14 protein-coding genes are annotated in these 23,777 nt (G+C 70.9%); 5 read left to right on the top strand and 9 right to left on the bottom strand.

The features are described 5' to 3' along the window. Positions 1 to 157: 157 nt before the first annotated feature. On the bottom strand, positions 158 to 1,264 hold the full coding sequence (locus ACZ3I4_RS21945; RefSeq protein WP_465383838.1) for a multicopper oxidase domain-containing protein: 1,107 nt from the start codon (positions 1,262 to 1,264) through the stop codon (positions 158 to 160). A 1,054-nt stretch (positions 1,265 to 2,318) separates the two neighbouring features. Between ACZ3I4_RS21945 and ACZ3I4_RS21940 the strand changes: the two genes are divergently transcribed. Further along, a complete protein-coding gene (locus tag ACZ3I4_RS21940; protein ID WP_465383837.1) occupies positions 2,319 to 5,780 on the top strand; it encodes a GH92 family glycosyl hydrolase in 3,462 nt (1,153 codons plus the stop codon). 12 nt (positions 5,781 to 5,792) lie between these two features. Here ACZ3I4_RS21940 and ACZ3I4_RS21935 read toward each other — a convergent pair whose 3' ends face one another. After that, the gene (locus tag ACZ3I4_RS21935; RefSeq protein ID WP_465383836.1) at positions 5,793 to 6,086 is read right to left on the bottom strand and encodes a hypothetical protein; all 294 of its coding nucleotides are present in this window, start codon (positions 6,084 to 6,086) and stop codon (positions 5,793 to 5,795) included. Between the two features lie 564 nt (positions 6,087 to 6,650). On the opposite strand from ACZ3I4_RS21935, the gene ACZ3I4_RS21930 reads away from it, so the two are divergent. Both ACZ3I4_RS21930 and ACZ3I4_RS21925 read left to right on the top strand, forming a co-directional pair. Next, the gene (locus tag ACZ3I4_RS21930) at positions 6,651 to 6,818 is read left to right on the top strand and encodes a hypothetical protein (protein WP_465383835.1); all 168 of its coding nucleotides are present in this window, start codon (positions 6,651 to 6,653) and stop codon (positions 6,816 to 6,818) included. A gap of 199 nt (positions 6,819 to 7,017) precedes the next feature. Beyond that, positions 7,018 to 7,845: a class I SAM-dependent methyltransferase gene (locus ACZ3I4_RS21925; protein WP_465383834.1), complete on the top strand. Its 828-nt coding sequence runs from the start codon at positions 7,018 to 7,020 to the stop codon at positions 7,843 to 7,845. Here the strand turns inward: ACZ3I4_RS21925 and ACZ3I4_RS21920 are convergent, their stop codons facing one another. The 7 genes from ACZ3I4_RS21920 to ACZ3I4_RS21890 form a co-directional block, all read right to left on the bottom strand. Beyond that, entirely contained in the window at positions 7,846 to 9,636 is a 1,791-nt protein-coding gene (locus ACZ3I4_RS21920; RefSeq protein WP_465383833.1) for a hypothetical protein, read from the bottom strand. After that, the gene (locus tag ACZ3I4_RS21915) at positions 9,633 to 10,727 is read right to left on the bottom strand and encodes a hypothetical protein (protein WP_465383832.1); all 1,095 of its coding nucleotides are present in this window, start codon (positions 10,725 to 10,727) and stop codon (positions 9,633 to 9,635) included. Before ACZ3I4_RS21915 ends, ACZ3I4_RS21920 begins: the two co-directional genes overlap by 4 nt. Further along, the gene (locus ACZ3I4_RS21910; RefSeq protein ID WP_465383831.1) at positions 10,724 to 11,686 is read right to left on the bottom strand and encodes a protein kinase family protein; all 963 of its coding nucleotides are present in this window, start codon (positions 11,684 to 11,686) and stop codon (positions 10,724 to 10,726) included. The genes ACZ3I4_RS21915 and ACZ3I4_RS21910 overlap by 4 nt, the downstream gene beginning before the upstream one ends. Then, positions 11,683 to 13,878 (bottom strand): hypothetical protein, encoded by a 2,196-nt coding sequence (locus ACZ3I4_RS21905; RefSeq protein WP_465383830.1) that lies wholly within the window; start codon positions 13,876 to 13,878, stop codon positions 11,683 to 11,685. The genes ACZ3I4_RS21910 and ACZ3I4_RS21905 overlap by 4 nt, the downstream gene beginning before the upstream one ends. Further along, positions 13,875 to 17,027 (bottom strand): tubulin-like doman-containing protein, encoded by a 3,153-nt coding sequence (locus tag ACZ3I4_RS21900; RefSeq protein ID WP_465383829.1) that lies wholly within the window; start codon positions 17,025 to 17,027, stop codon positions 13,875 to 13,877. Before ACZ3I4_RS21900 ends, ACZ3I4_RS21905 begins: the two co-directional genes overlap by 4 nt. Positions 17,028 to 17,045: 18 nt before the next feature. Further along, a complete protein-coding gene (locus tag ACZ3I4_RS21895) occupies positions 17,046 to 19,508 on the bottom strand; it encodes a vWA domain-containing protein (RefSeq protein WP_465383828.1) in 2,463 nt (820 codons plus the stop codon). A gap of 292 nt (positions 19,509 to 19,800) precedes the next feature. Beyond that, positions 19,801 to 20,823 (bottom strand): LacI family DNA-binding transcriptional regulator, encoded by a 1,023-nt coding sequence (locus ACZ3I4_RS21890; protein WP_465383827.1) that lies wholly within the window; start codon positions 20,821 to 20,823, stop codon positions 19,801 to 19,803. Positions 20,824 to 20,994: 171 nt separating this feature from the next. Between ACZ3I4_RS21890 and ACZ3I4_RS21885 the strand changes: the two genes are divergently transcribed. Continuing rightward, positions 20,995 to 22,281 (top strand): sugar ABC transporter substrate-binding protein, encoded by a 1,287-nt coding sequence (locus ACZ3I4_RS21885; protein WP_465383826.1) that lies wholly within the window; start codon positions 20,995 to 20,997, stop codon positions 22,279 to 22,281. Then, positions 22,278 to 23,777: an ABC transporter permease subunit gene (locus ACZ3I4_RS21880; protein WP_465383825.1), complete on the top strand. Its 1,500-nt coding sequence runs from the start codon at positions 22,278 to 22,280 to the stop codon at positions 23,775 to 23,777. Before ACZ3I4_RS21885 ends, ACZ3I4_RS21880 begins: the two co-directional genes overlap by 4 nt.

The following is a 23,777-nucleotide window of genomic DNA, read 5'->3' as shown; positions in this document are numbered from 1 at the left end:
AAGATCAACGATCGCCGACCAGGGCCCACCCTCCCAAGGGGGCGCCCCCTCAGACCATTATCGTCGGAAGTGGTGATCTTTGCGGGGTGGCCTGTGGATAACCCTCGACTGTGGATAAGTGTGGGGCGGTCGGATGGATCACGGTACCGTCTGAACCTCATGAGCCAGTGCCTCCGTGGACGTGCGTTTGATCCGCGCCTGCGGCCGTCTGCGACTTGGCCGATGCCGCCGCCTTGGCCGCCGCCGCGTGCTGGTGGCCGTTGAACCGGTCGATCGCCTCCTGCGCGCCCGGCGGCATCGTGCCGTCGGCGTTGCGTACGAGGAAGATCCCGGCCATGCCGGTGTCCGAGTGCGACTGGACGTGGCAGTGGTACATCCACGCGCCAGGGCCCACGGCCTCACCGGCGAGGACCTGAAAGCCGAACGAGCTGCCCGGGTTGAGGTCCTTGTTGTCGATCACCTGGCTGGGGTCGGACGGGCCCTCGAGCATCCCGGTCCGGTTGTCCGCCCAGCGGTGCGCGTGCAGGTGGAACGTGTGGAAGAAGTTGCCGTGGCCGATCGCGACCCACTCCACGCGCTGGCCCAGGTTGGCCTCGAACATCGGCGTGTTGGGGGCGACCTTGTTGTTGATCTGCAGGTCGTTGAACACGACGGTGACCTGCTTGTCGGGCAGGATGTCCCCGCGCCGCCGTACGATCAGCGCGCCGTACAGGCCCTTGATGAGTCCCGCGGTGCCGTGATCGGTGCCCATCGCGTGGTCGTGGTAGTGCCAGTAGCCGGCGCTGCCCGGCATGAACCGCCGCCCGCTGGTCGCGGTCATCTCGTGCGACCGCCACACGTATTTGCGGGTCTCCCCCGGCGCGTTGAACGAGTTGTTGAACGGCGCCCCGTCCGACTCGGTGCTGTAGTCGACCCCGTGCGGGTGGATGGACAGCCGCTGGTTGGTCGTGTTGACGAGGGTGATTTCGAGCGTGTCGCCCTCGTACATCTCGAGGATGGGCCCGGGGATCGTCGCGGTCTCCGGCGTCAGCCCGTAGCCGAACTGGTTCCCGGGCAGGGCCACGGCATAGATGGTGATCCGCTTGGTGACGCCCTCGGCCGCGATGGCGGGCACGCTGCGGGTCGTCGTGGCCACCGTGACCGCGGCCCCGGTCAGCCCGAGCACACCGGCGGCGGCCAGCAAGGACCGCCGTCGCAACTGCTGGTCTCCTTGCTCCCCGTTCACCGCCGAGCCACCGCCTACGGCCACAGCGCCGCTGGTCACGTGCCCGGCCACCTCAGATCTGGTCGCAGCACCACCCGAAGCCCGCCCACGACCCGCCGTCTCGAACTCGGCCGCAGCGCCGCCGATCGCCTGCCCGCGACTTGCCGCCCCGGATCCGGCCGCTGCACCGCCAAAGACCTGACCACGACCCACCGCTTCAGATCCGCCCGCAGCGCCGCCAAAGACCTGACCACGACCCACCGCTTCAGACCCGGCCGCAGCGCCGCCAAAGACCTGACCGCGGCTCGCCGCTTCAGACCCGGCCGCAGCGCCGCCAAAGACCTGACCGCGGCTCGCCGCTTCAGACCCGGCCGCAGCGCCGCCGATCGCTTGTCCGCGACCCGCCGGTTCAGACCCGGCCGCTGCGCTGCCTATGACTTGCTCGCGACCCGCCGCTTCGGAGCCGGTCAAAGCGTCACCGTTCGTCTGGCCACGAACCGCCGCCCGGGACTCGGCCGCGGCGTCGCCCAAGGCCTGGCCGCTACCCGCCGCTTCAGAGCCGGCTGCGGCATCGCCGGTGGGCGTGGCCTTTCGGCCCCGCCACCGCCAAGCTCGGCTGACAACGTTGTCATCTTTCATGCGCGTCCTCCCGCGTCGCCGGCCGGAACCGGGACGCCCACGTGTCGGAAGAGGTGTCCGCTGAGTGCCGTCCCGGCGGGCCCACCGTCGAGGACCGCCTTCCGCCGCGGGGGCGGATCGAGACCACTCGCAGACGAATCGGGGGTCGTCCGCGGCCGGCACGCAAACCACCGCGGCCGGTCGAGACGGCCTACGCCGGCGACGCCGCAGCTCCAGCCCACGGCGGCGCCACGCCCGGCGTGGGGCCGCCACCCACCGCCGTGCGCGTGTTACGGACTTTTCTCAGAAGGATCAAAACTTCGGTCTGATGGGAGAAACTTATGACTCACATCGATGAAAGTAAAGGTCTCGCAGACGAAAGTGGACGATCGGAGACCGTCGATCCCTAGTCATTGACGTTCGTCCATGGCCGTGTTTACTATCGCGAAACGTTGACAACGTTGTCACGGCCCGGTCACCGAACGGCAGGTCGCCCATGCGCACGAAGGCCACCACGAAGACCATCTGGCTCGCCACCTTGCTGCTGGCCACGGGCCTCGGCCTCACGGTCACCACCCCGGCCGTTGCCGCACCGGACGCCACGACCGCGACGCCCGGAGCCGCCGAGCCCGCGGCCACCGCCCAGAGCGTCAGGCCCGGAGCGACCAGACCCACCACGCCCAGCGCCGCCAAAGCCACCGCCCCCAGCGCTGCCAAAGCCACCGCCCCCAGCGCTGCCAAAGCCACCGCCCCCAGCGCTGCCAAAGCCACCGCCCCCAAAGCTGCCGCGGCTGCCAGAGCGGCCGCCCCGGGCGACTTCGTGACCGGCTTCGAAAGTGGCGACCCGGCAATCACATGGCAGAACAGCGTCGAAACCGGCACCGGCGTCGGCGGCTACTGCTGCGCGCTGACCGGCATGGAGAGCGCCCCCCGCAACGAGACCGCGCACGCCGGCACGGCCGCGCTGATGTATTCGGGTAACGACCTCAGCGCCACCAGTTCGTACTCGTACAACCGGCTCTTCGACGTCGACATCCCGGTGACCGCGGCGACCACGCTTTCCTACTGGCTCTATCCGCAGTCGGGCGGCCATCTCGACGTCGCCGTGGATCTGGTCTTCACCGACGGCGGCCGGCTGCGCGATTCGGGGGCGCTCGATCAGAACGGCGTCCGGCTCCACCCGTCGTACCAGGGAAACGGGTCTGTTCTCGGTTTCGACCGGTGGAACTACGTGACCTCGTCGATCGGGCAATGGGTCGCGGGCCGGACGGTCGACCGGATCCTCATCGGCTATGACCAGCCCGCGAACACCGGCACGTTCCGCGGCTATCTGGACGATGTGGCCGTCACCGCCGATGCCCCGGCCACGCGCCTGTCCGATCTGATCGACACGCGGCGCGGCTCGAATTCCGATGTCAGCTATTCGCGCGGGAACACGTTTCCGGGGGCGACCGTGCCCAACGGCTTCAATTTCTGGACGCCCGTCACCAACGGCAACAGCGACGGCTGGCTTTATCAGTACAACGCGACGACCGTGCAGGGATTCGCCGTCAGCCACGAGCCCAGTCCGTGGATCGGCGACTACGGCCAGCTTCAGGTCATGCCCATGACCGGCGCCGTCAAGACGACCCCGGACGCGCGCAAGTCGACGTTCGGTCACGGCAACGAGGTGGCCCGGGCGCATTACTACAAGACCAGGCTCGACACGTACGGGATCACCGCCGAGATGAGCCCGTCCGACCATGCCGGCGTAATGCGTTTCCAATATCCCGCGGCGTCCGAGTCGGTCATCGTGTTCGACACCATCGACAAGGTCGGCGGCTCGATCAGCGTCAATGCGTCGGCCCGTACGATCACCGGCTACCTCGACCACAAAGGCCCGCGCCTGTATTTCTCGGCCACGGTCGACAAGGCCATCGCCGCGACCGGGAACGTCAGCGGGCAGGGCGTGACGAGCTGGATCCGTTTCGCCACCACCGCGAACGAGCAGGTCACGCTCAAGATGGCGACCTCGTACATCAGCGTCGCGCAGGCCACCGCCAATCTGTCGCAGGAGGTGGGGGCCAAGAGCTTCGACACCGTACGCGAGGAGGCCGCGGCCCAATGGGACAGCACGCTGGGCAAGGTGCGGCTCGAGGGCGCCTCGACCGACCGCCTGGTGACGTTCTACTCGAACATGTACCGGGCGTTCATGTACCCCAACAACATGTCCGAGATGGTGGACGGGGTGCGCAAATACTTCAGCCCGTACGACAACCAGGTGCACGACGGGCAGATGTACGTGAACAACGGCTTCTGGGACACGGCACGGGCGGTCTGGCCGCTCTACACGTTGCTTTCCCCCACCCGTACGGGCGAAATGCTCGACGGTTTCGTCAACGCCTACAAGAACGGGGGCTGGACGCCGCGCTGGTCCGGACCCGGCTACATCGACATCATGGTCGGCACCAACCAGGATCTGGCCTTCGCCGACGCGTACATGAAGGGGGTCCGCAACTTCGACTACCGGGCCGCGTACGCGTCGATGGTGAAGAACGCGGCGGTCTACTCGGCGTCGGGTTCACGCGGCCGCAAGGGAATCGAGGTGTCCACGTTCAAGCGGTACGTGCCCACCGACGTACGGGGGGAAGCGGCTTCTTGGACCCTCGAGGATGCGAACAACAATTTCGGGATCGCGCAGCTGGGACGGGCGCTCGGATTCACCGAGGACGCCGCCTACTTCGAGAACCGCGCGCTCGACTACGCGAACCTGTATTCGGCCTCGACCGGGTTCTTCCGGGGCAAGCAGGCCAACGGCGCCTGGCGTACGGCGGATTCGGCCTTCAAGCCCAACGAGTGGGGATACGAATTCACCGAGGGCGCGCCCTGGCATTACGCCACGCCCGCGCCGCAGGATCCGCAGGGCATGGCCAACCTGTACGGCGGACGCGCGCAACTGGCGGCGAAAATCGACTCGGTGTTCGCCGCGTCCCGCGATTATCTGCCCGGCTCGTACGGGGGTGTCATTCACGAGATGCGCGAGGCCTACGACACCAACATGGGTCAGTACGCGCATCCCAACGAACCGATCCACCACATGCTCTACATGTACAACTACGCCGGCACCCCGGCGAAGACGCAGACCCGGGTGCGCGATGTGCTGACCAAGTTGTACGGGTCCGGCGCGGGCAACGGCGGCGGCTACCTCGGCGATGAGGACAACGGTCAGATGTCGGCCTGGTACGTCTTCAGCGCCCTCGGCTTCTATCCGGCACGGATGGGCAGCACCGACTATACGATCGGCGCTCCCCTGCACCCGTCGGCCACGATCTCGCTGGAGAACGGCCGCACCTTCACCGTCTCGGCGCCCGGCGTCAGCGACACGAACCGCTACATCCAGAGCGCCACGCTGAACGGGGTCCCGTACACGAAGAACTATCTGACCCACGCCGACCTGCTGGCCGGGGGCACGCTCAGCTTCACGATGGGCTCCACGCCCTCGGCGTGGGGCACGGGCGCGGGCGACATCGCACCCTCGATCACCACCGGCAGCGCCGCCCCGCGCCCGCTGGCCGACCGGGCCACCGGCGGCACGCTCACGGTCAGCGGCGAGAACGCCCCCAACGAGTCCGCGGCCAAGCTGGTCGACGACACGTCCCTGACGAAGTGGCTGACCTTCGCGAACACGGCCACCCTGGAATACCGCCTGCCCGCCGCTCAGGCCGTCAGGCAGTACACCCTGACGTCGGCCGAGGACGCCCCCGAACGCGACCCGCGCAGCTGGACCCTGCAGGGCTCCAACGACGGCACGACCTGGACGACGGTGGACACGCGAACGAATCTCGACTTCGCCGACCGCCGCCAGACCCGGGCCTTCGTCGTTTCCGGCCCCGCGGCCTTCTCGCGTTACCGCCTGCAGATCACGGCCAACCACGGCGCGACGGCGACCCAGATGGCCGAGTGGGAGCTGCTCGGCTGAACGCTCCGAGGCTCAGCGGCGAGTCTCGGGGGCCAGCTGGACGGTCCACGTCCGGGCCCCGCCGACCACGGCCATGGCCCGGCACAGAAGGTCGCGGCCCAGTTCGGGGCGGCCCTCGGCGAACCCACGGTTGATGAAAGCGACCGCCTTGGCGTGGTCGCCCGCCTCGAGGGCGTCCTCCAGCCCCGCGAACAGGATGGCCGCGAGCGCGGCGTGAAAGTTGTCGGCACTCTTCTCGCGAAGCGTCTTGACGGGTTCACGCATCACTCGGGGGGCAACCTTGGACGTGGTGGACATGGAGGTCATGTGGTTCTCCTGGGGGTTCGCTGGTGCTCGGTGAGGCCGGCGCTGACAGCCCCATCAGGGAACAACGGGTTTCGCGGCCGACGAAGTGACGGCCGAGCGCAGGCGGAATCGGGGGAGGCCGGTCGGGGGGTGGTCCGGTAAGACTGCCGAATCCTGCGCAGCATGCCCGGTGGGCAGGTGGTCCGCCGCCGCTGAGGGCGGACCGATCGACGTAAGCCTACGCGGGCCCCGCCAGCTTCGCCGACCTCGGCTCCCCCGGGCCGAGTGACCCTGTGCACTGCGGCCGTTCGCCCGAGGGCCGGCGACGGATTCTGTGCTACGTTTCCTGCGGTTGCCTCTTTCTTCCCGTGGATTCTCCGACGGTTGAAAGATGTCGAGTTCAGGAAACGACGAGCTGATGGATCAGCGTGCATGTCGTTCCGACTCACGACGACACAACCACCCATTCTTTTGTGCCGCGCCAGCACACGCAGAGGCGATTCAACCGCTTTGGTTCGGGTATGCGCGTTTTCCGCGACCCGCGAGCCTCGCCTGCCGCGACGCACCGTTCGAGAAAGGCACCACATGACCGTTGTTCCGGCCCAGTTCCTCGCGCCGCCCGTCGCCGCCGAGGACCAGCCCGCCCCGCACGCCGCCGACCGTGGCGAAACCGCCATGCAGCAGCTGCGTGACCCGTTCGCCGTCACCGCGGAAACGCACCGCCCGGGCCACCGCGAGCGTCAGACAGCCTGAGCCACCCGCCCGTGACGCCGCGCGGCGTCACAGCCTGAGCCGGCCGCCCCTGCCGCCGCGCGGCGTCACAGCCTGAGCCAGACGCCCTGACTACCGCGCGGCGTCGCACGACCTGAGCCCCACGCCCGTCCGGCGAGCCGGAAGGTCACTCGAAGTGCGAGAGTGAGCCGATCACCGGACGATCGCAGGGGGCACAAACATGAGCGGCACCAAAGCGCCCGGCTACGGCGGCGCCGCACGCTGGAACGGGCCGTCCGGGCAGGCCTGGGTGCAGACCCAAGCGCTGATGGACGGCATGTACCGGCCACTCGAGGACCTGCTCGTCGACGCCGTGAGCGCGCGGCAGCCCCGGAGCGTGCTGGACGTCGGCTGCGGCACGGGCGGCACCACCGTGGCCGTGGCGTCACGCCTGGGTTCCGCCGCCCGATGCCTCGGTGTCGACATCTCCGAGCCGATGATCGAGGCGGCACGCGCCCGGGGCGGAGCGGCGACGTTCCTCCGCGCCGACGCCCAGGACCACGAGTGGGCGCCCGGCACGTTCGACGCCGTCATGTCGCGGTTCGGCGTCATGTTCTTCGACGATCCCGTTCGCGCCTTCGGCAACCTCCGACGGGCCGCGACCGACGACGCCACCCTGCACTTCGTGGCGTGGCGAGACATCGCCGAGAACCCGTTCATGACCACGGCCGAGCGGGCCGCCGCGCCCTTGCTGCCCGACCTGCCGCCCCGCCGGCCCGACGCTCCCGGCCAGTTCGCCTTCGCCGACGCCGGCAAGGTCCGCCGCATCCTGGCCGAGGCCGGCTGGGACGGCGTCACCGTCGAGCCCGTCGACGTCCCGTGCACTTTCCCCGAGTCCGAGCTGGTCGGTTACTTCACGCGCCTGGGCCCGGTCGGCTTGGCCCTGCCGGCCGTCGGCGACGAGACACGGGCCGAGGTCATCGACGCCGTCCTCCCCGCTTTCGCCCCCTACATCGACGGCCCCGACGTCCGCTTCACCGCCGCCTGCTGGCTGGTCCGCGCCCGCTGATCACCGGACCTCGTGTCCCTCACCCCAGTCGGGGGTCGCGGTGACGATTTCCTGTCTCAGCACCTGCTCCACCTGTTGCCTGGGCACGGCGTACGCCACCAGACCGGCGTCCGGGGCCGCGGGCAGAGCGCCGCGGGCCGGGCAGAACCACAGGCCACCCGAGACGGGCAGGCAGGGACCCTGCGGCCGCAGCACCGAGTCGCCGGACCGGACGAAGGCCACCACCGTGGCCTGGGCCGGGTTCGCCGCCGGGACGGAGGTCAAGCCACCCTCGACCCGGGCCGGGACCGCTTGGGTGGAGGCCGACGCGTCCGGAACCGGCGGTGCGGCCGCGGCCGGGTCGTCCCCGCCGCGGCCCAGCAGGAGGCCGCCGAGGAACGTCGTGGCCAGCACGGCGAGCACCGCGACGGCCAGCGCCACCGGCAGATAGCGGGCGCGTCGGCCGGCCCGGAGGCGTCGCAGGAACCGGGGGCCCGGCTCGGAACGGGAGCCGCGAGCCTCCGCGCTCCAGCGCCGGTAGGCGGCCGAGGGGACGGAGCTGCGGGCCGCGGCGTCCGCGGTTCCGATCATCATGGCGAGTTGTTCGGAGCCGCCACCTCGGATCACCTCGACGGCGTGCTTCTGCGCCTCGGGACCGGCGAGATCCTGGCAATCGGGCCCGTACGCCGTTTCCAGCAGCCGCCGCAGCATCTGCTCGCGATAGGTGACCTCGACGCGCAGCGCGGCGTTGTCCATGGCCGCGGCGCCGAGCGCCGACCGCACCAGCCGGCGGTCCTCGGGATGGCGCCGCCGCAGGTCGTGAAGCACCCGGTCGAACTCCTGCATGGTCGGCGAGTCACACAGCGCGGCCACGAGGTCATCCTCAGCCGAAGCCGACGCCGACGCCGACGTCGGGACCGAAGCCGGCACCCGGCGAGGGGTAGGCGCAACCAGGACCGGCGGCGCCTCGATCGGGGGCGAAGGCGGGGGCGGAGGCGGGGGCGAAGGCGCCTCGGAGGGCACGATCTCGCCCTCAGTCAACTGCCGGCACAGCTTCCGGGCCGCCTCGACCCCGGCCCCCGCGGCGACCGGCCGGGCCAGATCGACGATGGTGCGCTGGACCTCGGCCCGTTCGTACGGCCGCGCGGGCAGGAACATGATGTGCGCCGGCCGTTCCACCCCCGCATCGTGCTGGTTCTCGTACGTCGAGAAGCTGCGGTCGGGCGGCACCGTCCCGGTCCGCTCGGCGATCTCGGTCAGCGCCCAGATCATCGCCAGCTTCTGCTCCTCCGGGCAGCCGACGACGCTGATCGGGGCGTCCGGGTCGTCCAGCATCCCGGCCAGGATCGGCACGAGCGTGGCCGGAGCCTCCGCCGCCACCGGGAACAGGCGGTGGTCGGCCACCCGCATGGCGTCCGCGGCCAGCCGCGCGCCCGGAACCGCGGTCAGCGGCGTCGAAGGCCGTTCGTCGAGCCAGTTCGGCCAGTACGCCAGCCCCAGCGCGACACGCGGGCTGAGCAGGTCGGCCGGGCCGACGAGCGCGTGCGAGTTGTTGCGCCCGGGGCCCACCCCGGCGCCGGCCCGGCGCAGCACGACCGCCTTGCCCTCCGGAAAGGTGAAGTAGGACAGCGCGTGGCCCGGCAGCTCCGCGTCGGCCAGCGGCAGCAGCCGGATGTGCGACTGGAGCCGGTGCTGCCAGCGGCTGTGTTCGTCCGGCCCGTCGAAGGAATCGTCCAGCACCCACTGTTTGCCGTGGTGCTGCGACCAGCCGAAGAAGATCTGGTCGAGTCGTCCGTTGTTCGGTGCAGTCACGGCAGACCCACCCTTCCTGCTTCCGGACCGGGAATGACGCCGCTCATCGCCAGGATCGCCACCAGCGGGGCCAGGACGTTGGCGGGCCGGACGCCACGGACGAACCGCGGCGGGCCCGGGTGGCCGTCGGAGCCGGCCGGTTCGGCGTCGCCCCCGCTGGCCGAGACGAAATGCAGGGTGCACCGGCGGAAAGCCTCGAACGGGCGCAGTGAGCCGACCGCGCCCTGCCGGTGGAGGAAGGCGTAGACGTCGCGGCTCTCGGCGCGGACGCGGGCCGCGTTCACACCCGCTCCGGGGCCGCGGAGCCACCGGTCCACCGGCGGCACGTAGCGCATCCGGTCGGCCTTGGTGACCGCGATCGCCGCCGGGATCCGGGCCGCGTTGCCGGGCACGCCGAGCAGGCGCTCGACCGCCAGCTCGAACGACCACGCCGGGTCGACCGCGCCCGTCGCCTGCTCATCGTCCGCGTCCTCCAGCGCGTGCACGAAGATGACGGCGTTGGCCCCGAGCAGGAAGCGGGTGGACCGGTTCATGGTCTCGGTGCTCTGCAGGTCTTCCCCCGCCACGTCGAAGAAGGTCACCGGGCGGCCCCCGGCCGGGCCGCGGAGCAGCAGGATGTCGGCCGCCTCGATCACGCCGGGGTTGGTGCCGGCCAGGGCGGTCCCCCGTTCGAAGGGCTGGACGAACTCCTGGTGGAAGTTGTTGTGCCGCCGGAAGTCGAGGGCCGACGTGCTGATGCCGTACCGGTCCAGGCCACCCCGGTACGCCTCGCGGATCATCGCGGTGAGCAGGTGGGTCTTGCCCGCCATGGGCGGCCCGACCAGCCCCACGATCAGCGGGTTGTCGTATTGGGCGTAGGTGGCCGGCAGGTAGTGAGGCGCCATGTCGCCCGCGGGGTTGGGGCACTTGATGTAGCCGCCCCGCCGTGCCCCGGCCCGCTTGGCCTCGGAGAGCCGGGCGACGTCGAGCTTCTCGTACTTGGCCGAGCCCTCGTCGAAGACCAGCACCGTGGTGGTGTCCGGCCACAGGAACTCGTCGGCGCACGCCGGGCAGCGTACGAGCCGGGTGGTCCCCTGCAGGTCGGCCGTCATCGGGGGTCGGCCTTGGCGGAGAACAAGCGCATCAGGCCACGGCGGCGGCCGTTCGGCGGCGGCTCGGCTGCGACCGGAGGCTGCGGCGGCGGGCCCCCGCCCTTGCGACGGCACGCGTCCTCGAACATCCGGTAGCCCTCGGCCAGACCGGCATAGGGATCGGTCAGCGCCACCTGCGGCACGGCCGCTCGCATCGTCCGGCGCAGCAGCTCCGCCGCCGGGGGCCGGACCTCGACGGGGACGAAGACGTCGTGCAGCCGCTGCCGCAGTCGTTCCGGGTCGCCGGTCTGGTCGGTCGGCGCGGCGATCGCCTGCGGGCCCAGCACCAGTTCGCGGATCAGCACGCCCGCCGACCACACATCGTCGCGGGGGTCGGCCGGGCCCACACCGTGCAGCCGTTCCGGCGATTGGTAGGGGCCGGCGCCGCGCCGGCGTGGCTCCCCGGCGTACTGCGCCTGCTCGAAGTCGACCAGCTGGACGATCGATCCGTTCCAGCGCAACACTTCCGGGCTCAGCGCGCCGTGCACGACGCCGACCTCGCCGATGAGGTCGAGCGCCCGCAGCAGCCCGATCTGGACCTGCCGGCGGCGGTTGTCGTCGAAGGTGCGCGCGACGTCGGCCAGCGGCTCCCCCACGTACGGGCGGAGCAGCACGAACGGCTGCTCAACGTCGACGTTGTAGCCCACCAGGACCGGCACCTCGCCGACCCGGCCGCCGAGCACCCGCATCAGGTGGGCGACGACCCGGATCTCGTTGTCCAGCCGGTCGTACAGCCGCGGATCGCGCCGGCCGGCCTCGGCGGGCACCGACTTGTGCACGAACGGGGCCTCGTGCGGGCCGGTGACCAGCCGCTGGTTCAGCGTCGAGCCGGGTGAGCCGAAGGCGCCGCGGTCGGTCAGGCGCACCCGGTGCAGCCGACCGGACAGGTCGCGGCACATCACCTCCTCGTCGCCGGTCACGACAACCCGCCGTCCCAGCCCGACCTGATCGACTCGGCCCGCAGCGGCTGCAGCCGGATGGCGGCGACCAGTTCGCCCCGGTGGATCCAGGAGATCTGCGGGTCGTCGGCGATCCGCTGATCGGTCGGGTCGTGCCGCAGCACCTGCGCGAGTCCCTGCGGGGCGATCCGGATCAGGACGGGATCGGCGGCGCCGCTGAAGAATCTGAGCTGACGCGCGTCGCACAGCTGGATCATGTGGTCGCCGGGCCGGGTCAGCAGCACCTCGCGCGCCGAGGACGATCCGGTCCAGACCCGGGTCAGCAGCGCGTCGCGGGCCGAGGGGCCGGCGTCGGCGGTGAACGGGCTCATCAGGCCGTTGCGGGCGAGGTGGAGGCGGTATTCGGCGAGCACCCGGCCGAATTCCCGGGCGACGTCGACCTCGGTGGATCCGTGCGGTGTCTCGGCCGTCGACCACACCGGGCCCAGCGCGGTGCGGCACAGGCCGACCAGGTCGCCGCGGACGACGTCGAGCAGTTCCGGCACGGCGACCGCCGGTCCCGCTCCCGCGCTTTCGGCCGGCCGGCGACGATCCGGGGGGAGCAGGCCGGCGCCCGCGTCCTCCAGCGTCTGCCGGATGACGTCCAGACCACCGGCGGCCGCGCCCGCGACCCCGGCGATCACCCGGCGGCGGCGCATCGGCTGCCACTCCGTGACGCAGGCCTCGGCCAGGCTGCTGTCGAGCGTGGTGACGGCGGTGTTCACCTCGGCGAGCGGCAGCGTGCGGCTCCATTCGCGGGCCGCGGCCCGCCAGCCGGCGAGGGCGAGCACCAGCGCGAGCACGACGAAGGCGCCGAACAGGACCATCGGGTACGCGATCTCGGGCGGGTCGTCGAGGCCCCGGCGCAGGGCGTAACCCGCCGCGGCGCCGGCCAGCGAGGACGTCGCGTACAGGCCCAGGGCCGCCGCGGCGGAGCGCCCGAAGCCGGTCTCGCCGTGCGACGTGGGCCGGCGGGCCAGCAGCAGCCAGCCCGCGAGGGTCCAGACCAGCCCGAGCAGCAGGCCCATCGCCGGCCCGTCGGAGCCGGGACCGGCCAGCAGCACGGTTGCGAGGCAGCTGAGCGCGATTACCGGAAGCGTCCAGAGGCCGAGCGGACGGAGGGGGAACGGCGGCAGCTCGCCCGCGGGCACGCGGAGCCGGCGTACCCGTTCGTGCAGGGCGCTGACGCCTTGCGGGGCGCTGAACGCCGAGGCCGCCCTCAGTTCGTGGGCCAGGTCGGGCAGGGTGGCGCCGCCGCTCAGCCGCTCGCCGACCAGCCGTCGCAGTTCCTCGACAATTTCCCGGCTCCGCGCCGGCCGCGGTTCGGAAACGCCCCGGGCGGCCACCTCGGCCATCGGCGGCCGGCCCTCCTCGAGGTGGCCGTCCATGTCGTTGAGCAGCTGATCGAGGTCCGACCCGTACGCCGCGGCGGACCGGACCGCGGCCTGCATCGTGCCGCCCACCAGGAGCGTGGCCCGATCCGGTCCGAACAGGTCCCAGCCGGAACTGAGCCGGCCCACCTGGCCGGCGGCCCGGGCAAGGTGCCGCTTGGCCTCGCCGGCCCGCGCCTCGATCGGCGGCCCGAGAACGGGTCCGGCCGGATCGTGGCCGGCGTCCAGCTGCCGGACGGCCGCGGGGAAGGTCCGGGACACGCCGTCACCGGTCGCGCAGAGGGATCGCGCGGCAGCCGTGGCCGCCTCGGCGATCGCCGTCGCGCCGGCCGGGCCGTGGGCGAGCCGGACGGCGGGGCCGGCCACGGCGCCCGGCATCCCGGCCGCCGCGAGAAGCACCGCCTGGAAGACCTCGTCGTCGCGCAGCGCGACGATCAGATCGTCGAGGGCTGCTTCGCCGGCCTCCGGGAAGCTGGGCGCGGAATGCGGCGCCCAGCGAAGGCCCTGCGAGTCACCGGCCCAGAGGACGGCGCTGCGACGCTCGCCGTCCGGCCGCAGGGCGCCCGGAACGGTGAGGGCCACCCCGTCGACCAGCGCCTCCGGCCCGGCGTCGCCGACGGCGATGCAGATCAACCCGGCCACGGTCGGCTGGCCGATCAGTTCCTGATAGACGTCACCGTGTTTGATGAGCGTGTCGGCGTCGTCGAGGACGAGGACCTTGCCGTCCGGTCGTGCCGGCGGCTCGGCGTCCCGCCGGCGCAGGTCGATCACCTGGACGGTCATGGCTGCCCCAGCCCGTGCGCGGCCTCGACCTGCTCCCGCAGGTCGGCCAGGCTCCGGTTGGTCGTGCCGACCGGGAAGTCCAGCGCCGCCGGCAGGGACTCCTCCCAGAACTCGCGGATCACGGCGAGCTGCGGGTCCCGGCTGAGCACCCGGTGCTGCGCCGCCTCCTGCAACTTCTTGATCTCGTGCTTGGCCAGGTCGACGATCGCCGCGAACTCCGGCGCGGGCCGCCGCACCGCGCGGTCCACGTTCTGCGGGCTGAGCGACATCAGCCGGGCGGCCAGGTCACGGCGGCCCTGGTCGTCGTCGCCGAGCACCCATTGCTCGTACGCCTGCAGCATGCTCGCCCAGGAGGAGAGCGCGCCCAGGGCCGACAGGTCCAGGGCCATCTGGGCCGCGTCCGTGGCTCCGACGTGCAGCACGAGACGATCCGGGCTGCTGATGTCGTCGCCCCGGGCCTTGACGCGCCCGTCCCAGGCGGCACACAGCAGGTGGTGCAGGACGAAACGGCGGTCCTCCCGGCTCAGCAGCCGGTATCCCGGGTCCGGCTTCTGGCGCCGCCGCCAGGTCAGGTAGTCGTGCGGATGCGGTTCACGCTGGGCGTCGGACCAGAGTTTGATGACCCCGCGCACCTCGCGCACCTCGGTGACGCCCATCGCGCTGCGCAGCAGAACGACCATCATGGACTCGCCCGGGACGGCGCGGAACTCCGGCGTCGCCTGCATGTCGTCCGGCAGCGCCACCTCCTGGGTCAGGAACCGTTCGATGTCCTTATTCTCGTGCTGGGCGGGATAGGTGAACAGCGTCTTGATCGGGGCCGAGCCGTCCGGGGCAAATCCGCCCGGCACCAGTTCGGCCAGCTTCTGGCGGAACCGGTTGAGGTCCTCGTCGGTGACCGAGCGCGAGCGTCCGGTGGCGGCGCTGGCCAGCAGGTCCTCCATTCGCGGGATCAGGGCGGGGCGCTCGCCGCCCGACGGCTGCAGTTGCTCCTTGACGGCCTGCTTGATGCGCTGGCGCACGAGTCCGACGGCGGCCAGCGGGTCCCGGCGGCCGGCCTCGTACGCGGCGAGCCAGCCGTCCGGGCCGAGCAGCACGTTGAGCAGATGACCCTCGTGCGGGTTGGGCGGCAGCCGGTCGGCCAGCTGCAGCTTCATCCGGTCGAGCACCGTGGTGTAGAAGCCCGTCAGCCCGCCGTCGTTGCGGGGCAGCAGATAGGACACCCCGACCCGGGGCTTGTAGAGGTCCTTGGAACGGGCGTCGAACAGCTGCCGGTCCTCGCGGGCATGGGTGAGGAACTGTTCGTGCACCGCGTTCAGCTCGTCGACGTATCCCTGCCAGGGCCGGTCCCACAGGCGGCGGCTGTCGTTCCAGGCCGCGTTGTAGAGCCGGCGGTTCTGCCAGGCGTACCAGACGTCCTGCTTGCGGATCACCTGCTGCACGGCCGGATCGGTGACGTGCAGTTTCTGCATGAGCCGGCGGCGCAGGTTCTCCGGCATCGGCGGCGCCGCCGCGTTGAGGCCGTCGGGCGCCGACGGGGGCTGGGTCCACCCCTCGAGCAGTGCCCGGAAGCCGCCGCGGTCGGTCGGGTCGGCCAGCTTGGGGTCGCCGAAGACCACGCGGCGGGCCCGGAACAGGTCGAGCTCCCGCAACAGGGTCTGGGTGGCCGTCACCGGCTGGATGTCCTGGGCCTCGGCCGCGATCCGCCCGGGCAGCCGCTCCTGGCTGCGCTCCACGTTGGCCGTCATCGCGTTGGCCCGCTCGGTCAGCGCGTTGAGCACGGCCTGGAAGCCGGACGGGTTCTGATGCGGGGGCAGCTTGGTCGGCTTGGCCTCGAGCATCGTGTCGAGGCCGGCGGCCGAGATGAAGTTACGGATGAACGGCTTGTTCGTCTCGGCCGCGCCCGGCGGCTCCATCAGCTCGTCGACCGCGCGGGCCAGCAGGTGGCTCGACACGATGTCGGTGATCTCGCCCAGCGGCGTGGTCAGCGCCGCGACCGCGCTCGTGGTCACGCCGCGCCGGCCGACCCCGGTGTCGGACATCGGGTTGCGCTCGACAGTGCGGTTGATGAAGTCGTCGGCGAAGGTGGGGTAGTTGGCGTTCGTGCCCGCTTGTACTTCCTGCTCCGGTGGCTCGGTGCTGAGCAGCGAGTCCATCAGCGACACCATCGACCGGTGCAGGTCGTCGCGGTGCACGCCGCCGATCGGACGGCCGAACAGGAAAGCCGTCTGAATCATGCTGGGCGGCAGCTGCACGACCTCGGCGCGCGCGCCGGCGCCGGGGTAGCGCACGGAGACCGTACGGTGGGTGCTGCTGGCCGTGTAAAGGTCTTCCGAGCCCTGGGCGTTCTGATCGTCGATCAGCCGGAACAGCTCGATGAGCGCGGAGCCGGCGTTCAGCTCGGCCGCCCGGCCCCCGCCCTGCACGCCGTCGAACGCCGACGGCATGAGCACCAGCGGGAAAATCTCGGCCCGCTTCTTGCCCCTCACCATCATGTCGCCCAGCAGGTGCAGGTAGTCGAGGAACAGGCCGCTGCCGGTGCCGCCCGCGACGGAGAACACGACGAACACCAGCACGGTGTTGAGCTGACGGTTCCCCTCGCTGAGCGCCCTCAGGTCGCCGCCCGCCTTGTTGATGTCGGTGAGCGCGTCACGCAGCCCGGCCAGGGCGGTGTCCCGGTTGCGGCGCAGCGTCTCGAACAGCACGGCCCGGCCGACCGTCGGAAGCTGACCCGCGCCCCGGATCAGCGGGCCCACGCGCGGGTCGGTCTCACGCGACGGCAGCCACCCGATGGTCTCCTCGTCGAGGTTGATGCGCAGGCTCTGCGCCACCTCGGCCGAGTTGCCCAGCCCGGCCGGCACCAGGTCGGTGATCAGGCGCATCGTCTTCTGGGCGGCCTGGTCGTGCTCGCGGCCGGGCACCACCTCGTTGCGTACCCGCTGCAGCTCGGCCGTGCTCAGGTCGGCGTAGACGAACTGGGTGAAGGCGGGCAGCTGATAGGGCAGCAGGTTCCGGTCGGGCATCGCCTGCTGCAAGGCGGTGCCGTCGGGGCCGCACAGCCCTTCCCGCAGCCTCTTCTCGAGTTCGGCGCCGACCTTGCAGCCGGTGCCCCCGAGGCCCAGGAACAGCATCGGCTGGTGGATCTTCTTCATGAGAGTGCTCCCGGCCGGCTAGAAAGGGTTGTTGGGGTCGAAGCTGCCGCCGGACCCGGACCCGGACCCGGGTCCGGAACCGGGCGCGGGCTTGGGCGGCGACGGGCGGGTCCGGTCCGGTTCGTCGAAGGGATCGCCGAACTGGGGGCCCGATCCGAAGGGGTCGGACGGGGCGCTGAGATACGGATCCTGGGGCGGCGGATAGGAATAGGTGTCCGGGTCGGATCGCTGGCCCGGCACCGTCGCGTACGGCTCGGACCGGGTCGGCGGCGCCCCGCCGAACGGGTCGTAGGAGGTCGCGCCGAACGGTTCCGGGTCGGACGTCGCGCCCGGGCCGGCGTCGAAGACCGCGATGGCGCGGTCCTTGCCGATCCGCCGCTGCACGCCGATGCCCAGTTGCGTGCGCGCGGTGTCCGGCGCGGTGAGGGCCAGACCCGCGCCCGCCCGCCGCACCTCGTAGACCTCCGGCTCCCGCGGCCCGGCCGGCTGCAGGTGCAGGCCGCTGTGGTCCTGGTTGACCGTGAAGCGCAGAACCTTGCTGTTCGGGTCGGGGGCCGGGAGTTCGTCGCTCAGCGTTCCGGCCGAGTACAGCCGTACGGTCAGCCCGCGAACCTTCCTGGCCTCGTTGAGCGCGCGCAGCCGGATCAGCACCACGGCCAGGGCGCCGGCCAGCAGCACGGCCGCGGCGAGCAGCAGCCACCGGTAGCGGTACCAGATCGACGGCACCGGGCTGATGTCGGCGCTGATCAGACGCTCGGCCACCACGACCGACGGGTCCGCCGCGCTGACCAGCCGCAGGGTGGCGCGGCTGACGCCCTCGGCGTTGTCGTCGCCGACCTTGAGGGTGAACGGTGTGGTGCTCGACCCGGCGGCGACCTCGATCGCCGACGGCTCGGCGGTGAGGACCGTGCCCGGTGACGGGTCGGCGACGAGCAGCCGCAGCTGCGCCGGCCGGCCGGAGTCGTTGCGGACGGTGAACCGGCCGGGGATGACCGAACCCGGGTTGGCCGCGGACCGGTTGACGTCGAACAGGATCGAGCCCTGGACCATCTCGCCCGCTTTCTGGATGCGGGTGTCGCGGGTCCGGGTGTCACCGCCGATGCCGATGCCGCTGACCTGGCCGGTGAAGGCCAGCGCGCCGGTCGCGGAGGACGGCACCGTCACCTTGCCGCTGTAGGTGCCGTCCTTGTCCGGGTCGGCCAGCGCGATGTTCTGGGCGGGCACGCCGGCCCCGGTCATCGCCGCGGCGAAACTCAGTCCGCTCAGCGCCTTGGTGTCGGTGATGGCCCGGTTGCGGGCCATCACCTGCATCTCGACGTCGACCTGCTGGCCGGGCTTGGGCTGGGGCGGGTTCACGGTGACGGAGGCGCGCACGGCCGCCTGATAGACGACGGTGGCCATGACGTTCTTGGCCGCCACATCGGCCGACGACAGCCGAATGGTCCACTCACCCGGCTGCGGATCGGAAATCTTGACGGTCTCCATGTCGGTGGACTGACCGGCGAACTCGAATTTCGATCCGCCCGCATCCGGCGCCGGCTTGACCGCTCCGGGCGCGATGTATTCCACCTGCACACTCTTGTTGCGCTTGTAGACAATGATCGATGCCTCGCTGGCGATGGCCGGGATCGTGCCGTGCAGATCCGTGCGGCCGCCCTTGCTGACATCGCCGACATCGCTCTCGTTGTATTTCATGCATCCGGCCGAACTGAACGCCTCGGCCACCGCTTTGGTCAGCTTCGACGAATCGGAGACGACGCGTTCACGCGGGTCACCGGCGGCCGGGGTGCAACTCTGCCCGCGGGCGAAACCGCTCAGCGCGGCCTGGTCGACGGACCCGAAGCCGAGCGGCCACACCTGAGCCTTGGCCGCGTCGAGCTGATCGAGCGTGCGGGTCGCGGTGGCCCGGGCGGCCGCGTTGCGGCGCTCGGGCGTGTCGCCGTACGACGGGCTCTTCGCGACGTCCAGCACGCCGTCTGTCAACAAGAAGACAACCTTTTTCTGCTCCGGCTTACCGGCCTGGACGAACGACAGGGCCTGCTGGAGCGCGGCGGCGTGGTCGGTGTCGGCGCCCTCGGCGGGCGGGCGCCGATGCAGGCCCGAGATGCAGGTGGCCAGCGAGTCGCGGTCCTGCTCGCCATCGAGAACGGTGGGTTTGCAGACCACGTCGACGGCGCTCTGGCCGGAGCCGTTGGAGCTGCCGAAGCCGACCACGGACACTTCCGACTTCGGCCCCAGGACGCTGAAGATGATCGTGCGCGCGGCCTCCCGCTCGCGGACCACATCGGGGTCGCCGAGGCTGCCGGACTCGTCGACCAGCACGACGACCTGCATGGACGGCAAGGTCTCGGTGTCCTCACGGGCCTGAGCGGGAAGGGCTCCCGTGACCAGCGCCGCCCCGGCCATCGCGATCAGCGCGGTGATCGCCGGCCGGGGACGCCGGCCACGCCGATTCATGGTGATCATCGAAATCGCGTCCATTCGTCAAGGCGAGAAAGGATCAAGAAGAGTTTCTGAATCTTGCCGAATTACGATCATCGAGATTTCGAGATCCGAATAGGATTGACCTTACCGACGACGTCGCCGCGCCTCATCGTCCGAAAAGCTCACTGGTCGGACGATAGGACGACAGTCGTTTTCCCACAACAAACTTCCGCCATGATTGACCGTCGGGTAATGGCATGAAAGGACGCACCGGATCGCCTGATACGTCGGACCGATCAGCCGAACGGGCCCCGCATTCCGGATGATCTGTATTTGCGAACGAGATCCTTTATCGCGCTTCGGCCGGCGGCGCGGTGGTGCCCCGCGCGATCAACTGGGTCGGCAGGGTGACGTGGGCGGCGGCCGGCTCGCCCTCCTGCAGGATCTGGTGGACCAGCTGCCCGGCGACCAGTCCCTGCTCGGTGACGGGCTGGCGGACCGTGGTGAGGTCGAACATGTCGGACAGGTGGTGGTCGTCGATGCCGACGACCGAAATCGTGTACGGGACCGCGACCCCGGCCCGGCGCAAGGTTCGCAGGGCGCCGAAGGCCACCTCGTCGGAGAAGGCGACCACCCCGGTCGGCGGGCCGGACCGGCTCAGCAGCTCGCTCATGCCCTCGACGCCGCCGTGACTGCCCCAGTGGCGGTTCACCACCATCGACGCGTCGAGGCCGGCCTCTTCGAGCACCGTGGTGAAGCCGCGCAGGCGGGCGCTGGGGGCGGCGTACTCGAGGCTCCACGTGCCGGTTGAATTGATCATGGCGATCCGGGTGTGGCCGGCCCGGACGAGCTGGGCGGTGGCCTGGCGCCCGGCCTCGACGTCGTCGATGCGCACGTGCGGGTGGTCGCCGAGGGTGCCGCCGGCCATGACCACGGTGACGCCCATCAGGTCGAGACGCCGCCGCTCGTCGTCGCTGATCGGCAGGGCGACCAGGATCAGGGCGTCGACCTGGCGGCGGGCCGGCAGCTCCTCGAAGAAGCGCCGGCGTTCGCGCTCCTCCTTGACCTCGTAGAGCAGCACGTCGAGGTCGGTGCCGCGCAGGCCGGTGACGATGCCGTCGAGCATGGACGCGTAGAACCAGTGCGACACGTCCGGCGTCACCACCGCGACCCGGCCGCTGGAGCCGCGGGCCAGGCGGGCGGCGTCGGGCGAGACCGCGTACGAGAGGTCGTCGGCCAGCATCCTGATCTTGCGCCGGGTCTCGTCGGAGACGCCGGGTGCGCCGCTCAGGGCTCGCGACACCGTCGCGATGGAGACACCGGCGCGCTCGGCCAGATCCGCCATGTTCAACGCCACCGCACGCTTCGCCACGGCCATCACCCTAGATGACGTAAGCGTTTACGTCCGGCCACGTCGCGCGAAAGTCCCACGAAAATGGGCCGTAGACATTGATGGTTGACAGAAGAGGTGACTTGTTTCACTCTCATTTCGTAAACGCTTACGTAGCGGCACGCCGGTGACCACACCCCCAGAGGAGTCCCGATGAGATCCCGCTTGCTGGTCCTCATAGCCGCGACCGCCCTGTTGCCGGCGGCCGCCTGCAGCGACGGCGGGGACGGTGGCACGAAAAAGACCGCGGCCCCGGCCCCGGCCCCGAGCGCGTCGGCCGGCGGCCCGGCCCGCGAGGACGCCGACCTGGTGATCTGGACTTCCGAGGCGGCGAGCCGCGCGGTCACCCCGATCGCCCGCAAGTTCGGCCAGGAGAACGGCATCACGGTCGCCGTGCAGGTGATCGCGGCCGACCTGGCCGCCAACGCGATCACGGCCAACGAGGCCGGCAACGGCCCCGACGTCCTGACCCTGCCCAACGACTTCCTCGGCGGCGCGCTGCAGAACGGCACGATCAAGCCGCTCTCGCTGGGCGCCGGCGATCTGACCGCGTACGAGAAAAGCGCCGTGGCCTCGGTGAGCCGCAACGGGCAGGTCTGGGCGTTGCCGTACGGGATGGAGAATCTCGTCCTCTATCGCAACACCAAGGCGGCTCCCGGGGCGCCCGCGACCGTCGAGGAGCTGGTCAGCACCGGGCAGGCGGCGGTCAAGAAGGGCACGGTCAAACGCGCGCTCTCGCTGCCGGTCGGTCAGGAGGGCGACGCGTACCACATGCACCCGTTCTTCACCTCGGCCGGTGGCTCGCTGTTCGCCATGGACGCGAACGGCCAGTACGACACCACGAAGATCGGCATCGGCACCCCGGCCTCGATCGCGGCGGCCGGCAAGATCGCGGCGCTGGGCGAGAAGGGGTCGAAGGTGCTGTCCCGCTCGATCGACGGCTCGAACGCAATCGCCCAGTTCACCGCGGGCAACGCCGCCTACCTGATCTCCGGACCGTGGGCGCTGGCCGACATCCGCGAATCCAAGGTCCCGTACGACATCACGCCGATCCCGCCGTTCCAGGGCGGCAAGCCGGCCGCGCCGTTCCTGGGCGTCCAGGCCTTCTGGATGATGTCCAACGCCAAGAACCCGGCCTTCGCCGAGGAGTTCGTCACCCGGACCATGAACACGCCCGAGGCCATGACGGCCATGTACGAGCAGGATCCGCGCCCGCCCGTGCGCACCGACGTGCTGGCCGCGGTCTCGGCCCGGGACGCCGACATGGGCAAGCTGGCCGCCGGGGCGAAGAACGCGACGCTGCTGCCGGACTTCCCGTTCATGGCGGGCGTGTGGCCGCCGCTGGGCCAGGCCTACGCCACCATCGTGGGCGGCGCCGACCCGGCGGACACGATGCGCAAGACCGGCAAGACGATCGAGAGTGCGGTCCGCGCCAAGTGATCCGGATCCTCTGCCTGGGGATCGCGGCCGGCACCGCGGCGGCCCTCACTCCCAGCCTGGCGGGCGGCGGCCACCACGTCGTGCTCGCCGTCGCCTGGGCCGTCGTCGCGGTGCTGCTGGCCATCTATGCCACCGGACGGGCGCTGCCGGCCAAATATCTGGTGCCCGGCACGCTTCTGCTCGTCGTGTTCACCGTCGCGCCGGCGATGGCGACCGTGCAGATGTCCACCACCAACTACGGCGACGGCACCCGTACGACCAGGGAGCAGACGGTCGAGCGGATCCTGGCCAACTCGGTGGCGCCGGCGCCCGGCTCGCCGCAGTTCAACCTCACCGTGGCCACCACCGACGCCGGCGAGTTCGCGTTCCTGCTGGTCGACCGGGCGACCGGGCGGGCGTACGCCGGAAACCGCGACGGGCTGAAGGCTTTGAGCCCGACCGTCACCGACGGGTTCGTCACCGCCGCCCCCGGCTACACCGTCCTGACGCCGAAACAGGTCAACGACGCGGCGGCCCAGTTGAGGGAGTTCGCCGTGCCCACCGAGGGCGGCGCGATCCGGCAGCGCGGGCTGCGCGAGGCTTACGAGGGGCGGGCACGGCTGCGCTACGACGAAGCGAGCGGCGCCATCACCGACACGGACTCCGGCGTGCGGTACACGGTCCAGCGGCAGGGCGACCGCGAGTACTTCGCAGACAGCTCGGGCGTACGGCTGTCGGAGCAGTCGTGGCGGGCCGGGGTAGGCCTCGACAACTACCGGCGCGCGTTCACCGATCAGCGCATCCTCGGCGGTTTCCTGCGCATCTTCGGCTGGACGGTGGCGTTCGCGGCGGGCTCGGTCGCCCTCACCTTCGTCGTGGGGCTGGGCCTGGCCGTGATGCTCAACGATCCCCGCGTCCGGGGGCAGAAGGTGTACCGCTCGGTGCTGCTGCTCCCGTACGCGATCCCCGGTTTCATCAGCATCCTGGTCTGGTCCGGCTTCTTCAACCAGGAGTTCGGGCTGATCAACGACCTGACCGGGCTGAACGTCGACTGGCTGGGCGACCCGCTGTGGGCCAAGGCCGCCCTGCTGCTGCTCAACCTCTGGCTCGGTTTCCCGTACATGTTCCTGGTTGCCACCGGGGCCCTGCAAGCCATCCCGGGCGAGCTCAAGGAGGCCGCCACCATCGACGGCGCCGGCGGGTTCACCGCCTTCCGCAGAATCACCTTCCCGTTGCTGCTGGTCGCCGTAGCGCCGATCCTGGTGGCATCGTTCGCGTTCAACTTCAACAACTTCAACGTGATCGAGCTGCTCACCCACGGCGGCCCGTTCACACCGGACAACCCGGAGGCGGGCGCGACCGACATCCTGATCAGCTACACCGTGCGGCTCGCGTTCGGTGCCGGCGGCGCCCAGTTCGGGTTCGCCGCCGCCATCGCCACCCTGCTGTTCGTCATCACCGGCGTGCTGGCGGCGGCGCAGTTCCGGGCCACCCGCGGTCTCGAGGAGGTGCACTGA

The organism is Actinoplanes sp. NPDC021490, assembly GCF_055562135.1.
Note: the sequence above shows the minus strand (reverse complement) of the source record. Positions and strands in the feature narration are given on the sequence as shown.